At 73.8% G+C, this 16,556-nt stretch carries 17 protein-coding genes; 5 read left to right on the top strand and 12 right to left on the bottom strand.

Going from position 1 to position 16,556, the window contains the following annotated elements:
• Positions 1–120 precede the first annotated feature (120 nt).
• Entirely contained in the window at positions 121–1,227 is a 1,107-nt protein-coding gene (locus tag AC5L3Z_RS12875; protein ID WP_494842179.1) for an FAD-dependent monooxygenase, read from the bottom strand.
• Between the two features lie 407 nt (positions 1,228–1,634).
• Between AC5L3Z_RS12875 and AC5L3Z_RS12870 the strand changes: the two genes are divergently transcribed.
• Positions 1,635–2,762 carry a glycoside hydrolase family 12 protein gene (locus tag AC5L3Z_RS12870; RefSeq protein WP_494841774.1) on the top strand — a complete coding sequence of 376 codons (1,128 nt, stop codon included), beginning with the start codon at positions 1,635–1,637 and terminating at the stop codon, positions 2,760–2,762.
• 54 nt (positions 2,763–2,816) lie between these two features.
• Here the strand turns inward: AC5L3Z_RS12870 and AC5L3Z_RS12865 are convergent, their stop codons facing one another.
• From AC5L3Z_RS12865 to AC5L3Z_RS12855, 3 genes are all read right to left on the bottom strand, one after another.
• Positions 2,817–3,779, bottom strand: coding sequence for a golvesin C-terminal-like domain-containing protein (locus AC5L3Z_RS12865; RefSeq protein WP_494841773.1), 963 nt, complete (start codon positions 3,777–3,779; stop codon positions 2,817–2,819).
• On the bottom strand, positions 3,779–3,934 hold the full coding sequence (locus tag AC5L3Z_RS12860; RefSeq protein ID WP_494841772.1) for a hypothetical protein: 156 nt from the start codon (positions 3,932–3,934) through the stop codon (positions 3,779–3,781). Before AC5L3Z_RS12860 ends, AC5L3Z_RS12865 begins: the two co-directional genes overlap by 1 nt.
• A gap of 125 nt (positions 3,935–4,059) precedes the next feature.
• Positions 4,060–4,848: an aldo/keto reductase gene (locus AC5L3Z_RS12855; RefSeq protein ID WP_494841771.1), complete on the bottom strand. Its 789-nt coding sequence runs from the start codon at positions 4,846–4,848 to the stop codon at positions 4,060–4,062.
• Between the two features lie 86 nt (positions 4,849–4,934).
• Here AC5L3Z_RS12855 and AC5L3Z_RS12850 point away from each other — a divergent pair, with 86 nt between their 5' ends.
• Positions 4,935–5,972, top strand: a complete 1,038-nt coding sequence (locus tag AC5L3Z_RS12850) for a DNA polymerase ligase N-terminal domain-containing protein (RefSeq protein WP_494841770.1) — start codon at positions 4,935–4,937, stop codon at positions 5,970–5,972.
• Positions 5,973–5,986: 14 nt separating this feature from the next.
• Entirely contained in the window at positions 5,987–7,174 is a 1,188-nt protein-coding gene (locus AC5L3Z_RS12845) for a threonine synthase (RefSeq protein WP_494841769.1), read from the top strand.
• A gap of 19 nt (positions 7,175–7,193) precedes the next feature.
• Here AC5L3Z_RS12845 and AC5L3Z_RS12840 read toward each other — a convergent pair whose 3' ends face one another.
• The 3 genes from AC5L3Z_RS12840 to AC5L3Z_RS12830 form a co-directional block, all read right to left on the bottom strand.
• A complete protein-coding gene (locus AC5L3Z_RS12840) occupies positions 7,194–8,981 on the bottom strand; it encodes a glycoside hydrolase family 15 protein (protein ID WP_494841768.1) in 1,788 nt (595 codons plus the stop codon).
• Positions 8,982–9,039: 58 nt separating this feature from the next.
• Positions 9,040–9,432 (bottom strand): cupin domain-containing protein, encoded by a 393-nt coding sequence (locus AC5L3Z_RS12835; RefSeq protein WP_334519353.1) that lies wholly within the window; start codon positions 9,430–9,432, stop codon positions 9,040–9,042.
• A gap of 248 nt (positions 9,433–9,680) precedes the next feature.
• Positions 9,681–10,088, bottom strand: a complete 408-nt coding sequence (locus AC5L3Z_RS12830; RefSeq protein WP_494841767.1) for a hypothetical protein — start codon at positions 10,086–10,088, stop codon at positions 9,681–9,683.
• Positions 10,089–10,365: 277 nt separating this feature from the next.
• Here AC5L3Z_RS12830 and AC5L3Z_RS12825 point away from each other — a divergent pair, with 277 nt between their 5' ends.
• A complete protein-coding gene (locus AC5L3Z_RS12825; RefSeq protein WP_494841766.1) occupies positions 10,366–11,460 on the top strand; it encodes a beta family protein in 1,095 nt (364 codons plus the stop codon).
• Position 11,461: 1 nt separating this feature from the next.
• On the opposite strand, the gene AC5L3Z_RS12820 is transcribed toward AC5L3Z_RS12825, so the two are convergent.
• Positions 11,462–11,743, bottom strand: coding sequence for an iron-sulfur cluster assembly accessory protein (locus AC5L3Z_RS12820; RefSeq protein WP_334519361.1), 282 nt, complete (start codon positions 11,741–11,743; stop codon positions 11,462–11,464).
• 369 nt (positions 11,744–12,112) lie between these two features.
• Between AC5L3Z_RS12820 and dacB the strand changes: the two genes are divergently transcribed.
• Positions 12,113–13,696, top strand: a complete 1,584-nt coding sequence (gene dacB, locus AC5L3Z_RS12815; protein ID WP_494841765.1) for a D-alanyl-D-alanine carboxypeptidase/D-alanyl-D-alanine endopeptidase — start codon at positions 12,113–12,115, stop codon at positions 13,694–13,696.
• 107 nt (positions 13,697–13,803) lie between these two features.
• Here the strand turns inward: dacB and AC5L3Z_RS12810 are convergent, their stop codons facing one another.
• The 4 genes from AC5L3Z_RS12810 to AC5L3Z_RS12795 all read right to left on the bottom strand — a co-directional run bounded on the left by AC5L3Z_RS12810 (position 13,804) and on the right by AC5L3Z_RS12795 (position 16,529).
• Positions 13,804–14,151, bottom strand: a complete 348-nt coding sequence (locus tag AC5L3Z_RS12810; RefSeq protein ID WP_494841764.1) for a DUF1330 domain-containing protein — start codon at positions 14,149–14,151, stop codon at positions 13,804–13,806.
• Positions 14,152–14,247: 96 nt separating this feature from the next.
• Complete coding sequence (locus AC5L3Z_RS12805) at positions 14,248–14,685, bottom strand: nitroreductase family deazaflavin-dependent oxidoreductase (RefSeq protein WP_494841763.1); 438 nt, start codon at positions 14,683–14,685, stop codon at positions 14,248–14,250.
• Positions 14,686–14,761: 76 nt separating this feature from the next.
• Complete coding sequence (locus AC5L3Z_RS12800) at positions 14,762–15,679, bottom strand: hypothetical protein (RefSeq protein ID WP_494841762.1); 918 nt, start codon at positions 15,677–15,679, stop codon at positions 14,762–14,764.
• 256 nt (positions 15,680–15,935) lie between these two features.
• Positions 15,936–16,529: a pentapeptide repeat-containing protein gene (locus tag AC5L3Z_RS12795; protein WP_494841761.1), complete on the bottom strand. Its 594-nt coding sequence runs from the start codon at positions 16,527–16,529 to the stop codon at positions 15,936–15,938.
• Positions 16,530–16,556 lie beyond the last annotated feature (27 nt).

Here is a 16,556-nt window from a genome sequence, read left to right as displayed (position 1 = left end):
CCGGTTCTCGGTTGTCCCGCTCGGCACGCGCTTCTATCTGCGAGCCGTCATCCGCAAGGAGGATAGTCCCCGGCAGGTGGGTGCGCCGCTCGGGGTGGTGGGGCAGGATGGAGGGCCGCTCTACAGCGGGTCGACCAGCAGCCGGTAGTGCTCCCGGAAGATCCGGTCGCCGCGCCCGCGCAGCAGCGGGTCGCGCAGCGCCGGCGGCACGTCCCGGGTCCGGTCGCGGTCCCGGGTCCGGTCCCGCACCCATCGGGTACGCGGGCGACGGCGACTCTCGTACGCCACCAGCGCCGCTTCGACGCTGCCGGCCGCCCGGAGCGACTCGGCGAGCACCACCGCGTCCTCCAGCGCCATCGCGGCGCCCTGGGACAGGGTGGGCGCGGTGGCGTGCGCGGCGTCGCCGACCAGCAGCACCCGGCCGCGGTACCAGCGTCCCAGCTCCACCTCGTCGGTGAGCCCCACCTGCACGTCGTGCAGCGCGTCCAGCACCGCCGGCACCGGGCCGCCGTAGTCGCCGAAGAGCTCGACCAGACGGGCGCGCGGGTCGGCGGGGGCGACGGTGCCCGCCTCGTCGGCGTAGCAGTAGAGCCGCCCGGCGCCGATCGGCACCACGAGGAAGCCGGCGCGCCGGCCGAGCAGGGCCGTCCAGTCGGCGAGGTCCGGGCCGTCGCGGACCACGCCCCGGTAGACGACCTGACCGGCGGGGCGGGCGGGACCGCCGAGCGCGGCCAGCGCGCGGACCGCCGAGCGGGGACCGTCGGCCCCGATGAGCAGGTCGTACTCCCCGCCGGTGCCGTCGGTGAAGGTGACGCCGACCGTGTTGGGCAGCAGCTCCACCGCGCTCACCTCGGCACCGTGCCGGACGGCTCCACCGGCGCCGCTGAGCAGCACCTGGTAGAGGTCGCGGTGGGGCAGCGCGCGGCACTGGCCCACCCCGCCCCAGAGCGCGTCGAGATCCACCTCACAGAGCGGCTCGCCGGCCGCGTCGAGGAAGCGCTGGCGGTGGATCACCTGGCCGAACCGGCGGAGCGGGCCGTCCAGGTCGAGCCGGCGCATCGCCCGGTCGGCGTTGCCGGGCAGGTAGAGGCCGGTGTCGACCAGCTCGTTCGGGGGCAGCTTCTCGGTGACGTCCGGCCGGAGGCCCACCAACCGCAGCGCCCGGGCCACGGCCAGGCCGGCGATGCCCGCGCCGACGACGAGGATGCGCAGGGGGGAGCCACCCATGGTGGTGTACGCCTCCGGAGGGGGGTTCGGCACGCGTTGGAGGCAAGACACTACTCGCCGCGATCGACGCGTGGTAGGGCTGATCGGCCCGGGGCGAACGCTCCTCGGACCCGGGCCGACCATCGCGTACGGCATTCACGTCTCCAGCCGGTCGACCACCCCTCGGCCGAGCCGTCGACCCCGCGCGCCTCCCGGCTGAGCTGGGGCTTCGCCTCGGCGCGAGAGGCCCGCCGACTCGCCGCGTGGACGTCGCCGGAGGCCGGCCACGACGGGGTGGTGGCTGCTCCATCGAACCGCACCGATTGCGCTCGTGTTGCGGACATGTAAATGTGTCGAATGAATGGGAGCGCTCCCGCCGCCATCTCCGGCACGTCCGGCGCCCCCCACGCCGAAGTCGAAGGAGCATGATGAGACGTCCACTCCGGGCCATCGTCGCGGCCGGCCTGCTGGCCGCCGGGTCGCTGGTCGCCGTCGCGCTCGGCGGCACCGCCTCCGCCGACACGCAGATCTGCGAGCAGTTCGGCTCCACGGTGATCCAGAACCGGTACGTGGTGCAGAACAACCGCTGGGGCACCACCGCCCAGCAGTGCATCAACGTCACCAGCACCGGCTTCGAGATCACCACCCAGAACGGCAGCAACCCGACCAACGGCGCCCCCACCGCGTACCCGTCGGTCTTCCTCGGCTGCCACTACACCAACTGCTCCCCCGGCACCAACCTGCCGATCCAGGTCAGCCAGATCAGCAGCGCCGAGAGCAGCATCTCCTACCGGTACGTCAGCGGGGCCGTCTACAACGCCTCGTACGACATCTGGCTCGACCCGACCCCGAAGAAGGACGGGGTCAACCAGATGGAGATCATGATCTGGCTCAACCGGCAGGGCCCGATCCAGCCCATCGGCTCCCCGGTCGGAACGACCACCCTGGCCGGCCGGACCTGGGAGGTCTGGCGGGGCAGCAACGGCTCCAACAACGTCATCTCGTACGTCGCGCCGTCGCCGATCGCGAGCCTGAACTTCAGCGTGCTCGACTTCATCACCGACGTACGCAACCGCGGCGCGATCACCAACAGCTGGTACCTGACCAGCATCCAGGCCGGCTTCGAGCCGTGGCAGGGCGGCGCCGGTCTCGGGGTGACCTCCTTCTCCGCCAGCGTCAACGGCGGCGGCACCCCGCCCCCGACCACCCCGCCGACCACCCCGCCGCCGTCCGGCACCGCCTGCTCGGTGAGGTACTCGCCGGCCAGCGTCTGGAACACCGGCTTCACGGCCGACGTGGTGGTCACCAACACCGGCTCCGGCACGGTCAACGGTTGGGCGCTGACCTACCAGCTTCCCGCCGGCCAGCGGGTGACCAACGCCTGGAACGCCACGGTGACCCAGAGCGGGACCGCGGTGACGGCGCGGAACGTCAGCTACAACGGCACCCTCGCACCGGGCGCCTCGACCAGCTTCGGCTACCAGGGGACGCTGAGCGGCGCGTACTCCTCGCCGACCACCTTCTCGCTCAACGGCGTCGCCTGCTCGCGCGCCTGAACCTCGACGGCGAGCGGGGCGCGGCCCGCAAGGCCGCGCCCCGCTCCCGTCCGGTCAGATCCGGGTGAGCCGGACGGCGTCGGCGATGACCAGGCCGGCGGCGGAGCTCCACCGGCTGACCGCCACCCGGTTGGCGTCCCCCGCCGGCAGCGTGAAGGTGCCCAGGGTGCGCCACTGCGCGCCGGTGGCCCGCTGGTCGACGTAGACCGTCCGGTGCCCGGTGGTGGTGGCGACGATGTACGGGGTCGCGCTGTTGTAGCCGGAGTTCGCCGGCCACCACGCCTCCACCCGGTAGTCCGCGGTCGCCGGGACGTTGAACCGGTACCAGGCGGCGTCGCTGGCCGCCACCGGGTCCGCGTAGCGGTAGTCGGCGCCGTAACGCTGCCCGGAGAACGAGGAGACGCCCCAGTTGGCGCTGGCGGTGAAGCGGCCGGCGGTGGCGTTGTCCACCACCGCGCTCCACGTCGTCCCGCCGGCCATCTTCGCGGCGACGTCGGCGCGCATCACGTTCAGGTCGATGAAGGACGGGTCGATCTTGCCGCTGGTGCTGGTCTCCCGGTGCCCCCGGGCGTGGCTGGCGTCCCGGCCCAGTCGCGTGAGCACGGCGGCGGTGGCGGCGATCGACGCGTTGTACTGCGCCGTGGTCATCTCCTGGTTGACCCCGTTGTAGTCGATCTCCCACCCGATCATCAGGGTGTTGCCGTCGCCGGTCGGGATCGGTCCGCTGCCGCCGCTGACGCCCGCGTGGTTGCACCGGCCGGCGGAGATGACGTGGAAGACGCCGTGGTAGTCGACGAGGGCCTGGCAGAGCGGGCCGGGCAGGTCGGACCGGCCGTTGATGCAGATGTTCAACGCCGGGTGCGGGTTGGTGGCGCTGGAGGTGGCCGCCGTGTGGTGCCAGAGCACACCGATGGGGTTGAAGTCGCCGGGGCGCATCCGGTTGAGCCAGTCACCCTCGACGACGACCTGCACGCCCGCGGCCCGGAGCACGTCGACCAGCCAGGGAATGGTCGCCATCAGGAGCTCTTGAGCAGGTCGGCGAGGCACTCGACGCGGGGCGCGGCGGCCGCGGGGGCGGGCCGGGCGGCGACGGTGGTCAGCGCGGCGGCCAGCAGGGCCGGGATGCCGAGGACGCCTCGGCGCCGCAGACGGGTGGTGCGGGACGTGGCCATGGCGCTCCTTCGGTGCGGCGGGTCCACCAGGGATCGACGACGATGGGTGACGGCACGTTACATCGTCACGAGCGTCTATGTCGATACCCTTCAATCCCGATATCGCGACTGAAGGAAACCTGCGGTCAGGTGTTGCCGAGGGCGTCGATGTCGCGCATCTCCTCCATGGTCAGCGAGAAGTGCCAGATGTCGAAGTTGGCGCGGATCCGGTCCGGGGTGACCGACTTGGGGATCACCACGGTCTCGTGGTCGATGTGCCAGCGGAGCACCACCTGGGCCGGGGAGACGTCGTGCGCGGCGGCGACCCGGCCCAGCACCGGGTCGGTCAGGTCGCTGGTCTTGAAGGGGCTGTACCCCTCCAGCACGACACCCCGGTCCCGGTGTTCGACGTGCCGCCGCCGGTCGTACAGCGAGGGGCTCCACCGGATCTGGTTGACCGCCGGGCTCTCCTCGGTGGCCTGGATCAGCTCGTCGATCAGCGCGGTGCCGTAGTTGCTCACCCCGACCGCCCGGGTGAGGCCCGCGTCGCGGGCGGCGAGCAGCTCCCGCCACATCGGGATGCTGTCCGACGGCGAGGAGGGCGGCCAGTGGATCAGCCAGAGGTCGACGTGGTCGGTGCCGAGGGCCCGCAGGCTCGCCTCGATCGTCTCCCGCTCCCGCCCCACCCGGTCCGGCGGCAGCTTGGTGGTGATGAAGACGTCCTCCCGACGCAGGCCGCTCTCCGCGACCGCCCGGCCCACCTCCTCCTCGTTGCCGTACATCGTGGCGGTGTCGATGTGCCGGTAGCCGGCGTCGAGGGCGGCCAGCACGGCGTCGTACCCGGCCTGGCCGCTGGCCTGCCAGGTGCCGAAGCCGAGCAGCGGCATCCGCACGTCCCCGGGAAGCAGTGCGGCGGGGTGGTCAGCGTTCTCCATACCGCCGGTTCTACCCGTGATCCCCGGCGACATGCCCCAGAACCGGGCAACCGGCGGGTCGGGGCGGATTGCCGGAGAATGCGGGTGTGGCGGACCCGTTGGAGGAGTACCGGCGCAAGCGGGATGCGGCCCGCACCCCGGAGCCGGTGCCGCCGCGGCCCCCGCGCCGGCCGAGGAAGGCCGGGCAGGCCCGGTTCGTCATCCAGCAGCACCACGCCCGGAGCCTGCACTGGGACCTGCGGCTGGAGCACGAGGGGGTGCTGGCCTCCTGGGCGGTGCCGCGTGGACTGCCCCGGGACAGCGGACGCAACCACCTCGCCGTGCACACCGAGGACCATCCAATGGAGTACCTCGACTTCCACGGCGAGATCCCCGCCGGCGAGTACGGCGGCGGCCGGATGACCATCCACGACCGGGGCACCTACCAGTGCGAGAAGTGGCAGGACGACGAGGTGGTCGTGGTGCTGGCCGGGGAGCGGACCCGGGGCCGGTACGTGCTCTTCGCCACCGGTGGCAAGGACTGGATGGTCCGCCGCACCGACCCGCCGCCGCCCGGCTGGACCCCCATGCCGGAGCTGGTCGCGCCGATGCGCCCCACCCCCGCCGCGAAGCTGCCCCGGGACCAGGCCGCCTGGGGATACGAGCTGCGCTGGGACGGGGTCCGGGCGATGGCGTACGTCTCCGGCGGCCGGCTGCGGCTGCTGGACGCCGACGGCGGGGAAATCACCGGGGCGTACCCGTGGCTGCGGGAGCTGGCCGAGACCCTCGCGCCCGTCGAGGCGGTGCTCGACGGGGTGCTGGTCCGGATCGACCGGGCCGGGCGGGTGCGTCCGGCGCGCGGCGGCCGGGCCGCCCCGGACTCCCAGTTCCTCCTCGTCGACCTGCTCTGGCTGGAGGGCGTGAGCAGCGTCGACGTGCCGTACGCGCAGCGCCGGGAGCTGCTCGACGGTCTGGCGCCGACCGGTCCGCACTGGCAGACTCCGCCGTGGTTCCCCGGCACCGGAGCCGAGGCGCTGGAAGCCGCCCGGGGGCAGGGGCTGCCCGGGGTGGTAGCGAAGCGGCTGGACTCGGTCTACGAGCCGGGTCGACGCAGCCGGCGCTGGCTGAGCATCGACGCGACCTGACGGCGAGGAGCATCGTGTACCTGACCCACCTCCAGTGCCCACGCTGCGGACGGGAACACGACGCCGGCCAGCCGGCCAACCTCTGCGGGTGCGGGTCGCCGCTGCTGGCCCGCTACGACCTGGCGGCGGTGGCGAAGGCGGTGACCCCGGAGCGGTTCGGCCTGCGCCCGGCCGACCTGTGGCGCTACCGGGAGGTGCTGCCGGTGGCCGACGAGCGGCACGTCACCACGTTGGGCGAGGGCTGGACGCCGCTGCTGCGCGCCCCGGCGTACGGCCACGAGATCGGCATCCCGGACCTGCTGGTCAAGGACGAGGGGCTGACCCCGACCGGGTCGTTCAAGGCGCGCGGCGCGGCGGTCGGCGTGAGCCGGGCCCGGGAGCTGGGCGTCGAGCGGATCGCCATGCCGACCAACGGCAACGCGGGCGCGGCCTGGGCGACGTACGCGGCCCGGGCCGGCCTGGACGCGACCATCGTCATGCCGCTGGACGCGCCGACCATCTGCCGCCGGGAGTGCCTCGCCGCCGGGGCGGACCTGCGCATGGTGGACGGGTTGATCAGCGACGCCGGCAAGTGGGTGGCGGAGCTGGTCGCCGGCTCCGGCGGCGCGGTCTTCGACGCCGGCACGCTGCGCGAGCCGTACCGGCTGGAGGGCAAGAAGACCATGGGGTACGAGATCGCCGAGCAGCTCGGCTGGCTGGTGCCCGATGTGGTCATCTACCCGACCGGTGGCGGGGTGGGGCTGATCGGCATCCACAAGGCGATGCACGAGCTGCGGGAGTTGGGCTGGATCGGGGACAAGCTGCCCCGGCTGGTGGCGGTGCAGTCCACCGGCTGCGCCCCGATCGTGCGGGCGTTCGCCGCCGGCGAGGAGCGGGCGCGGCCGTGGGCGGACGCGCACACCATCGCCTTCGGCATCACCGTGCCGGCCCCGCTCGGCGACGAGCTGATCCTGTCGGCGCTGCGGGAGAGCAGCGGGACGGCGCTGGCCGTGGACGACGCGGAGATCCTGACCGACCTGCGGGACTTCGCCGCCCGGGAAGGACTGCTGCTCTGCCCGGAGGGGGCGGCCTGCCTGACCGCCGCCCGGCACCTGCGCGCCGGCGGTTGGATCCGGGCCGGCGAGCGGGTGGTGGTGTTGAACACCGGAGCGGGGCTGAAGTACCCGGAGACCGTGGACGTCTCCGGCGTACCCGTGCTCTGACCCGGCGGCGGCGCGGCGCTCAGTCGTGCCCCGGCTCGGTGAGCCGCCACGCCGCGTTGATCAGCCCGATGTGGGAGAGCGCCTGCGGGGTGTTGCCCAGCTGCCGGCCGGTGACCAGGTCCACCTGCTCGGCGAGGAGGCCGACGTCGTTGGCGTACCCCAGCACCTGCTCGAAGAGCCGAACGGCCCGCTCCGGCTCTCCCGCCAGCACCAGGCACTCCACCAGCCAGAACGAGCACAGCAGGAAGCCGGCCGGGTCGGTGCTCCAGCGCCGCACCAACCCGTGGTCGGTGCAGAGCTCCCGCTCCACCGCCTCGATGGTGGCGCGCATCCGCGGGTCGGTGGCCGGCAGGAAGCCCAACAACGGCAGGAAGAGCGCCGAGGCGTCCAGCTCGGCCGACCCGAACGCACCGGTGTACGCGCCGATCCGCTCGTTCCAGCCCTCCCGCAGCACGGTCGCCCGGATCTCGTCGCGGATCGCCGCCCACCGGCGCGGGTCGGCCCGGCCGCCCAGCCGGGGCGCCAGCTCCACCGCCCGGTCCATCGCCAACCAGCAGAGCACCTTGGACGACAGGTAGTGCCGCTCGGCCTCGCGGGTCTCCCACATTCCCTGGTCCGGCAGCCGCCAGGTCGCGGCGACCTGCTCGGCCAGCCCGACGACCATCTCCCGCAGCTCCTCCTCGAAGGTGTCGCCCAGGTAGTCGTGCAGCCGCCAGACCGCCGAGAGCACCTCGCCGGGCACGTCGAGCTGGCGCTGCCGCCACGCGTCGTTGCCGAGCCGCACCGGCCGGCTGCCCGCGTAGCCGCCCAGGTGGTCCAGCTCGTGCTCGGAGATGTCCCGCTCCCCCTCCAAGCCGAAGAGCACCGGGACCGGGGCGTCGCCGATCCGGCCGATCGACCGGGCCGCCCAGGCGAAGAGCCGGTCGGCCTCGGCCGGGCAGGCGGCCACCCAGAACGCGCGCATCGTCATCGCGAAGTCGCGCAGCCAGGAGTAGCGGTAGTCGTAGTTGCGGTCGCCGCCGCACCGCTCCGGCAGCGAGGTGGTCAGCGCGGCGGCGACCGCGCCGCTGCGGGCGTACGTCAGGCCGGTGAGCACGGTGGCGCTGTGCCGGACCTGCTCGGGGTACCGGCCGTCGTAGTGGTGGGTCTCCCGGTACGCCTCCCAGGCCCGCGTCGTCTCGTCGAGCGCGATCACCGGGTCCAGCCGCGCCGGCGGCGCCCCGTGCACCGCCCCGTACGCCAGGTCGAAGCCGATGGTCTGGCCGGCGCTCACCTCGAAGTCGTGCCGGACCCGGCTCCCGCCGTCGGGCCGCAGGGTCAGCCCGGTGCCGCGCAGGGTCAGCGCGACCGGCCCGGCGGCGGCCAGCACCGCGCCGCCGGACTGCTCGTGCAGGTACGGGGTGAGCAGGCCGTACTCGGGTCGGGGCGCGAAGTCCAGCCGCATCCGGACCCGGCCGCTGAGCCCCTCGACCACCCGCAGCAGCACCGCCGGGGAGTTCATGCCCAGCTGGTGGCCGCGGGCGCCCAGCTCGGCGGCGAGCGCGTCGGTGACGGCGACGCTCCCCTCCGGCGTGTGGTGCACGCTGCGCAGCACCAGGGTGTCCCGCCGGTACGCCCGCTCCACCCGGGCCGGGGCCAGCGGCGCCAGGCGCCAGTGCCCGGCGGCCGGGTCGACCACCCGGCCGAAGACCGAGGGCGAGTCGAAGCGGTCCGGGCACCACCAGTCGACCGAGCCGTCCCTGCCGACCAGCGCGCCGGAGCGGCAGTCGGAGAGGAACCCGTAGTCGGAGATCGCCGGCTGTTCCACCCGCTCCGGGTACCCGGAGCGGGTGGATTCAGGCCGGGATTCGCCGGCGACCGGAGCGTCAGGAGGTGGGCGGCTCGTCCTCGCCGGCCGCCTCCGCGGCGTCGGCCTCCTCCTTGGTCCGGTGCACCACCTGGTCGGCGTGCTCGGGCGGGCCGTAGACGGTGTAGAGGACCAGCGGGTTCGGCCCGGTGTTGACGAAGTTGTGCTTCGTCCCGGCCGGTACGACCACCAGGTCGCCCTGGACGACCTCCTTCGTCTCCCCCGCGACCCGGGCCTCGCCGGTGCCGCTGACGAAGGTCAGGATCTGGTCGATCCCCTCGTGGACCTCCTCACCGATCTCGCCGCCCGGCGGGATAGTCATGATCACCAGCTGGGTCTTCTCGCCGGTCCACAGCACCCGGCGGAAGTCCGGGCTCTTCTGGGCGACGGTCGCGATCGTGAAATGCTCCATGGCGCGCTCATACCCGGCGCGGGCCCGGCTCACGCCGAGACTCGCAGATGGTGGAATTCCCCACGCGCGCCAGGTTTGGCCCCCATCGGAACGGGCATCGACCCAACGACCGGCGAGGACGCCGGTCGAGCCAGGTCCCCGCTGGCGTACTGCCCGATGGCTGCGGTGGTGGGAGACGGCCGGAGCGCGGCGACGGACGACCCGAGGGTCGTGCGGCGCCGTGCGCCCGTATGGGCACCGGCCGGCGGTCAGGCCAGCACCGCCAGGTGGAAGGGCCGGTCGGCGGCGCTGCCGTCGGCGGCGTACGTCTTCACGAAGACCCCGTTCGGGATGCCGGTGCGCCCCACCACGGCGAGCCAGCCGTTCGGCGCGACCCCGGCGCTGCCGGCCAGGCCGATGGTGCCGACGTAGCCGCCGACGGTGACGTCCTGGTCGAAGATCACCTGGTACATCCCGGTGGCGAGCCAGGTGGCAGAGGTCGCCCCGAGCCCGCGGGCCAGGGTCCCGTCGGCGTCGACCACGGCGTAGAGCGCCCGGGCGGAGCTGGGCAGACCGGCGGGCCGGCAGGTGGAGAGCTGAGCGTCGGCCAGGGTGAGGTCGTCCCTGCCGGGGGCGGGCTGGGTGCCCGGCCGCCGGCGCGAGCTGGTGCTGGACATGGTGCTCCTCCGATGCTGGCCGGCGGGACCGGCAGCGATGAGGCGGTGCGGACGATCGACGGTCGTCGACCGTCACCTGCTGTCGAAACTATGCCGTCCACCGGGCCGGCAACCACTCGGCAGGCTGTCCACTAGCCGACACACCATGCGCCTGACCTGGGCAAACACCTGGACCCGGCACCGGCGCGGCCAGTGGTGGGGCTCCGGGTACGCAACGGGTTTCGCGTTTCGGCCGTTCGTCCCTGTGGCGGTGACCGATGCCCCGCTAGATTGAAGTATGGTGCCCGCCCACGGGGGCCGAACGGCGGAACCGGTCTACCGCCCCATCCTCGTCGCCCGGCGGGGCGAGCTGGAGGCGTTGGGCCACCTCGACAGCACCGCCGCTGGGCTGCTCGCTCCGGTCCTCGAATGTGCCACGGTCGACGCCTGCCTGCTCGACCTCCTCGGCCGGCTGCCCGCCGGGATGGTGCCGGCCGTCGACGTCTCCGCCCTGCCGGACGCGCCGGAGACCGAACTGGTCCGCTGGGGCGTACCGGTGGTGCCGGTGATCGGCCTCGCCGAGAGCGACCGGCGGCTGGTCGCGCACGGGGTCGCGGCGCAGGCGTACGCCCGGCGCGCGGTGGTGCGGTTGCGGGCCGGGCAGGACCGCGCGGGCCCGGATGCCACCACCGCCGCCGTCGAACGGATCTGGCGCCACGCCCGGCTGGTGCCGGAGCAGTGCGACCTGCTCATCGACGCGGGGGACGTGTGCTGCCCGGCCGACCTGCGGGTGGCCGGGCCACGGGTGCGGCGGCTGGTGGACTGGGGCCGCCGGCACTCCTGGCGGTCGGTGACCGTGGCGTCCGGCGGGATGCCCCCGACGCTGTCCCGGCTCCCCGTCGACGAGCCGGTGCGCCTGGACCGGTGGGACTGGCTGCTCTGGCAGCGCCTCGCCGAGCTCGGCGTCGGGTACGGCGACTACGGCGTCGCCCCCGCGCTGTCCGCCGGCGACGGGCCGGCCGACCGGCTGCCCACCGTCCGCTACACCACCGACGGCGCCTGGTGGGTCTACCGCTGGTCGCGGCGGGGCGGGCGGGGCGACGAGCGGGTCGCCGACCTGTGCCGGACGCTGGTGGCCGCCCCGCACTGGCCGACGGCCGGGGCGGGCTTCTCCTGGGGCGACCACGAGCTGTTGCGCCGGGCCCGTCGCGGGGCCGGCGCCGGTTCGCCGTCGAACTGGACGGCGTGGAGCACCTCCCACCACCTGGCGCACGTGCTGGAGGCGTTGACCCGCCCGGCCCGGGACCAGCGCCCCGGGCCGTGGCGGGGCGAGGACGAACGCGGGCGTTCCGGCCGGCCGTTCCGGGGCGGCGAGACCCGGCGGGCCGGCTGAGTCACTCCTTCTCGGTGAACCCGAACTGCACCACGCCCTCGTCGTCGACGGTCGCGTCGACGGAGGTGTCGTTGAGCAGCTCGGCGGCGTCGGCGTCGAGGAAGATCCGGGCGCCCTGGTTGTCGACCACCTGGTCGCCCTGCACCGGCTCGGGGACCAGCTCGATGGTGAGCGATCCGGCCTCCGCGTCGGCGGCGATGCGCAGCCCGCCGTCCTCGGCGACGTCCTGCTGGTTGGCCAGATCGCGGATCACGAGCACGGCGTTGTCGGTCATTTTCAGCATGGCGAACCTCTCGTTCTCTCGGGATCGGGACGTCGCGCGACGGTCGGAAGAGCGCGCACCTGACGGCGAATCGGTCATCGCCCGGCGATCCGGGGCACGTCCCAGCGCCCCTCACGACCCACGGTGCCCGCTCTCCGGGCCCCCGTCAAATAGAGCAGAATGTGTCGGCCGCCCGGGACTGCTTCACGTTTTCGCTCCTCAGCGACCTGACCCTCCTTACCCTGAGCGCATGGACGACGCCCGGGCGCGGAGGCCGGCCCGGCGCGGCCCGCGCCACCGGGACGGGCCGGAGGCGCCCCGCACGGACTAGGTAAAAAACCTTCGGCGCAAGGGGTTGCCTGGCGGAAATCTCCGTGGCAGCGTCAGCACATGCATCGTCGTCTCTTTACCAGGACGCTCGCGCTGGTGGTGCTCGGCGCCACCGCGGCCGCTGCCGGCGCGCCTCCCGCCACCGCCGAGTCCCCGACCCCGGCCGCCACCCGACTGCACGCCACGATCGACGCGATCCTCGCCGACGCCCGCCTCACCGGCGCGCAGGCCGGGGTGGTCGTGGTGGACACCGGCACCGGCGAGACCCTCTACGACCGCAACGGCGACCGCCGGCTGGTACCCGCCTCCAACACCAAGCTGCTCACCTCGACCGCGGCGCTGGAACTGCTCGGCCCGGGGCACCGGTTCACCACCGACGTGAGCACCGACGGCACCCGCCGCGCCGGCCTGGTCTCCGGCAACCTCTACCTGCGCGGGGGCGGCGACCCGACGATGCTCGCCGCCGACTACGACGCGCTCGCCGCCCGGGTGGCGGCCGACGGCGTACGGGTGGTCACCGGCAACCTGGTCGCCGACGACACCCGGTACGACCGCACCCGGCTCGGGCCGGACTGGACCTGGGACGACGAGTCCTACTACTACGCCGCGCAGGTCTCGGCGCTGACCGTCGCGCCGGACACCGACTACGACGCCGGCAACGTCATCGTGCGGGCCGCCCCGGCCCGCACCGCCGGCCTGCCGCCGGTGGTCACCATGACCCCGCCCAACGGGTACGTCCGCATCGACAACCGCGCCGAGACGGTCGCCGAGGGCGAGACGACGATCTCGTTCGAGCGGGAGCACGGCACCAACACGGTGGTGGTCACCGGCCGGATCGTCGTCGACGACACCCCCACCAGCGACTGGATGACGGTCTGGGAGCCGACCGGCTACGCCGCCGACATCTTCCGTACGGCGCTGCGTCGGCACGGGGTCCGGGTGCTGGGGCGCACGGTGCTCGGCCGGGCCACGCCGGAGAGCGCGGCGGCCGTCGCCCGGCACGACTCGATGACCCTCGCCGAGCTGATGGTGCCCTTCCTGAAGCTCTCCAACAACGGCCACGCCGAGGTGCTGACCAAGGAGATCGGCCGGGTCATCTCCGGCTCCGGCACCTGGCCGGCGGGGCTCACCGCGATCAGCGAGTACGTCGCCGACACCGGCATGGACACCAGCACCCTGCGACAGCGGGACGGCTCCGGACTCTCCCGGCGCAACCTCGTCCCGCCGGCCCAGTTCGTCGGCCTGCTCGCCGCCGTCCGCGCCGAGCCCTGGTTCGACACCTGGTACGCGGCCCTGCCGGTCGCCGGCAACAGCGACCGCTTCGTCGGCGGCACGCTGCGCAGCCGGATGCGGGGCACCCCGGCGGCGAACAACGTGCGCGCCAAGACGGGCAGCCTGACCGGGGTCTCCGGTCTCTCCGGCTACGTCACCGACGCCGACGGCCGGGTGCTGGCCTTCTCCGTCGTGCTGAACAACCATCTCGCCTCGTCGGTGAAGGGGCTGGAGGACCAGATCGCCATCGCGCTGGCGTCGTACACGACGAAGGCGGTGACCACGGCGCGGGTGGCGCCGCCGGTGGCGCCGGAGTCGCCGCGGACGCCCGAGGGCCGGGAGTGCTCCTGGGTGAAGCCGATCGTCTGCTGACCGGTCCGGGGCCCCGCGCGCGGGGCCCCGTCACCGGCGGTGGTCCGGGCCGGCCCGCCGGCTGGTCGGGGGGCCGAGCACGGCGACCAGCCGGCCGGGTGACCCGGTCAGCCGGCGGCGGTCGCCGCGCGCCGCTGGGCCGCCGTGCGGGCGGCGTCGTAGTCCGGCCCGACTCCCGGCACGATGATCGCGGAGCCCTCGATGTGCCGCAGGCGCAGCGGGAGGATCTCCCGGTACGCCGGGGAGGCGTACCAGGCGCGGGCCCGCTCCACGTCCGGGAACTCGATGATCACCACGGTGCCCGGGAAGTCACCCTCGAGGACCTCCACGTCGGCCCCGTGCACCCGGAACCGCCCCTGGTAGGGATCCAGGGTGGACTGGATCCGCTCGATGTACTCCAGGACGTCGTCGTTGATCTGTGGCGTGCGCAGGTGCGCCAGCGCGAAAGCGGGCACCGGTCCTCCCCGTGGTCGCCTCGACCCGGCGGTCCGGGCCGCTGGGGAGAAGTCTGCCGGGTCGGACCGGCCGACGTCTATCGCTCACCCACCCGGTCAGACCCGCTCCAGCACCACCACCGGGAGCTCCCGGTCGGTCTTCGTCTGGTACTCGTCGTACGCCGGCCAGATGTCGACCATCGTCCGCCACATCCGCGGCTTCTCCTCCGGCCCGGCGGTGCGCGCCCGAGCGGTAAACGTCTCCGCGCCCACCTGCACCTCGACCTCGGGGTCAGCGAGCAGGTTCAGGTACCAGGCCGGATGCTGTGGGGCGCCGCCCTGCGAGCCGACCACCAGGTAGGCGTCGCCGTCGCGGCCGTAGATCAGCGCGGTGCGGCGCAGCTTGCCGCTCTTGCGCCCGCGGGTCGTCAGCAGCAGCGTGAAGACGCCCGGCCGCCACTCGTGCCCCTGGGCGCCGTCGGTCTCGACGTACCGTCGGATGTGGTCGGCCACCCAGGCCTGGGGACTGTCCAACACCTGCTCACTGGTCGACATCGCCTGCCTCCTGCCGCTCGTGGCCGCCGTCGCGCCCACGCTACCCCCGTGCCGGGCCGGTCACCCGACGATCCGGTCAGCGCAGCGCGGCGGCCTGGAGGCCGACGTTGCCGCAGCCGCCGAAGGTCTGCTCGACGGTCCAGTCGATGAGCAGGCGGGTGCCCTTCGGCGCCCGGTACCGGATGACGAACTGGACGGTGTGGCTGGTGTGCGGATCCTCCAACCGCAGCGTCCGGGCCGGGCCGCCGCCGGAGAGGCGCACGTCCAGCCGGCTCCGGGACATCCACAGCCCGGCGTAGAGGTGGACGGTGCGCAGCTCACCGCTGCCGGCCACCGAGAGGGCGAAGCCGTTGCCGTCGCCGCAGGTGGTGACCCCGGTCGCGGTGGAGTCGACCGCGGTGGTGGGCGTGCCGTCCCGCCAGCCGACGTACTCGGGGTTGGCGTCGAAGCCCTCGCGCGCGCCCCGGCCGCCCTGGTCCCGGATCTCCCCCGAGCCGCCTCGCTTGCGGACCAGCGAGCCGGGACCGGTCAGCCCCCAGTGCACCCAGTCGCGGGCGCCGACCGTGCTCAGGTCCACCTTGGGCGACACGTCGGCCCGGCTGACGGTGAGCTCCGGCGTGACCGGCTGCGGGCTGGCAGACGGTGGCGTGGGGGTCGATGGCGTCGGCGTGGGCGACGGCGGTCGCTGCCGGGGCCGCAGCCCGGGTGAGGCGACGCCGGCCCCGGCGGGCTCGCCCGCACCGGGGGGTCGCCCGGCGGCCGTGGGCGCGCCGGCCGGCAGCACCGCACCCTCGCGCGGTTCGGGCCCGGGATCGGTGCCGAGGTACGCGATCAGGGCGGCGAGACAGGCAGCGGCGGTCAGCGCCTCCACCGCCGAGCGGCGGCGCCGCCGGCTGCGGGCGATCCGGCGCATGGCGCTGCGGCTCCGCTCGGACCCGGGTGCCCCGGTGGTGGCCGCCCGGCCGCCCGGCCGGCCCCGCTCGTCCTGGGTCACTCTTCTCCGCTCCCCCCGCTCGACGTTCGCCGACCGCCCGGCAGGTACGTATCGCGACGCGAGCCCGCCCCACGTTTTCATCCGCCGCGCGTCCTGCGCCATATGTGAGGCGCTGCGCTTTTCCAGACTGTTACTTCGTGGTAGCAATGGAAACCATCCTGCCGGTGATCGATGATCACCCGCAGCGCCGCAACATCTTCGCAAAGATCGGCGTGGCCAGGATGGAGGGCGGAACCGGGCCCCGCAACGGCCCCGGTCAGCGGACCTCGAAGCCGAGCGCCCGGGCCAGCACCACCGCCTGCACCGCGTCGATCATCGCCCCGGCCCGCTCGACCGTCGTCGGGTCCAGCGCGGTCAGGTCGCTGCCCCGCAGGTCGGCTCCGGTGAACCGGACCCCGGCCAACTGCGCGCCGGAGAGATCCACCTCGGTCACGGTCGCGCCGGTCAGGTTGGCCCCGGTCAGCTCCACCTCCCGCATCCGCACCCCGCTGAAGCTCACCCCGCGCAGGTCGGCGCCGGGCAGCGCGACGAAGGACCAGTCCCCACCGGTCACCCGCAGCGGACGCAGGTCGCACTGCTCGAACGTGCTGCCCACCAGCTTGCAGCCGACGAACTCGGCCTCGAAGAGATTGCACCGCCGGAACGCGCACCGGGTGAAGGCTGAGTCGACGTGCCGGGAGGCGTTGAAGGCCACGTTTCCGAACGAGCACTCCGTGAAGGACGCGCCCCGGCTCACCGCCTCGGTGAGGTCGACGTGCTGGAAGGCGCAGCGGACGAAGTGCCGGTCGACCAGCTCCTCGGCGTACCAGTCGTCGTGGCGGAACGTGGTGTCCTCGATGGTCTCCGGCATCGCCCCACACTATTGGCGACCACCGAC

The sequence above is a fragment of the Micromonospora sp. LZ37 genome, assembly GCF_059359015.1.
Note: the sequence above shows the minus strand (reverse complement) of the source record. Positions and strands in the feature narration are given on the sequence as shown.

Coding starts and splice junctions, on each gene's coding strand:
- AC5L3Z_RS12875 (WP_494842179.1), bottom strand. CDS start 1,227: ATGGGTGGCTCCCCCCTGCGCATCCTCGTCGTCGGCGCGGGCATCGCC.
- AC5L3Z_RS12870 (WP_494841774.1), top strand. CDS start 1,635: ATGAGACGTCCACTCCGGGCCATCGTCGCGGCCGGCCTGCTGGCCGCC.
- AC5L3Z_RS12865 (WP_494841773.1), bottom strand. CDS start 3,779: ATGGCGACCATTCCCTGGCTGGTCGACGTGCTCCGGGCCGCGGGCGTG.
- AC5L3Z_RS12860 (WP_494841772.1), bottom strand. CDS start 3,934: ATGGCCACGTCCCGCACCACCCGTCTGCGGCGCCGAGGCGTCCTCGGC.
- AC5L3Z_RS12855 (WP_494841771.1), bottom strand. CDS start 4,848: ATGGAGAACGCTGACCACCCCGCCGCACTGCTTCCCGGGGACGTGCGG.
- AC5L3Z_RS12835 (WP_334519353.1), bottom strand. CDS start 9,432: ATGGAGCATTTCACGATCGCGACCGTCGCCCAGAAGAGCCCGGACTTC.
- AC5L3Z_RS12830 (WP_494841767.1), bottom strand. CDS start 10,088: ATGTCCAGCACCAGCTCGCGCCGGCGGCCGGGCACCCAGCCCGCCCCC.
- AC5L3Z_RS12825 (WP_494841766.1), top strand. CDS start 10,366: ATGGTGCCCGCCCACGGGGGCCGAACGGCGGAACCGGTCTACCGCCCC.
- AC5L3Z_RS12820 (WP_334519361.1), bottom strand. CDS start 11,743: ATGCTGAAAATGACCGACAACGCCGTGCTCGTGATCCGCGATCTGGCC.
- dacB (WP_494841765.1), top strand. CDS start 12,113: ATGCATCGTCGTCTCTTTACCAGGACGCTCGCGCTGGTGGTGCTCGGC.
- AC5L3Z_RS12805 (WP_494841763.1), bottom strand. CDS start 14,685: ATGTCGACCAGTGAGCAGGTGTTGGACAGTCCCCAGGCCTGGGTGGCC.
- AC5L3Z_RS12795 (WP_494841761.1), bottom strand. CDS start 16,529: ATGCCGGAGACCATCGAGGACACCACGTTCCGCCACGACGACTGGTAC.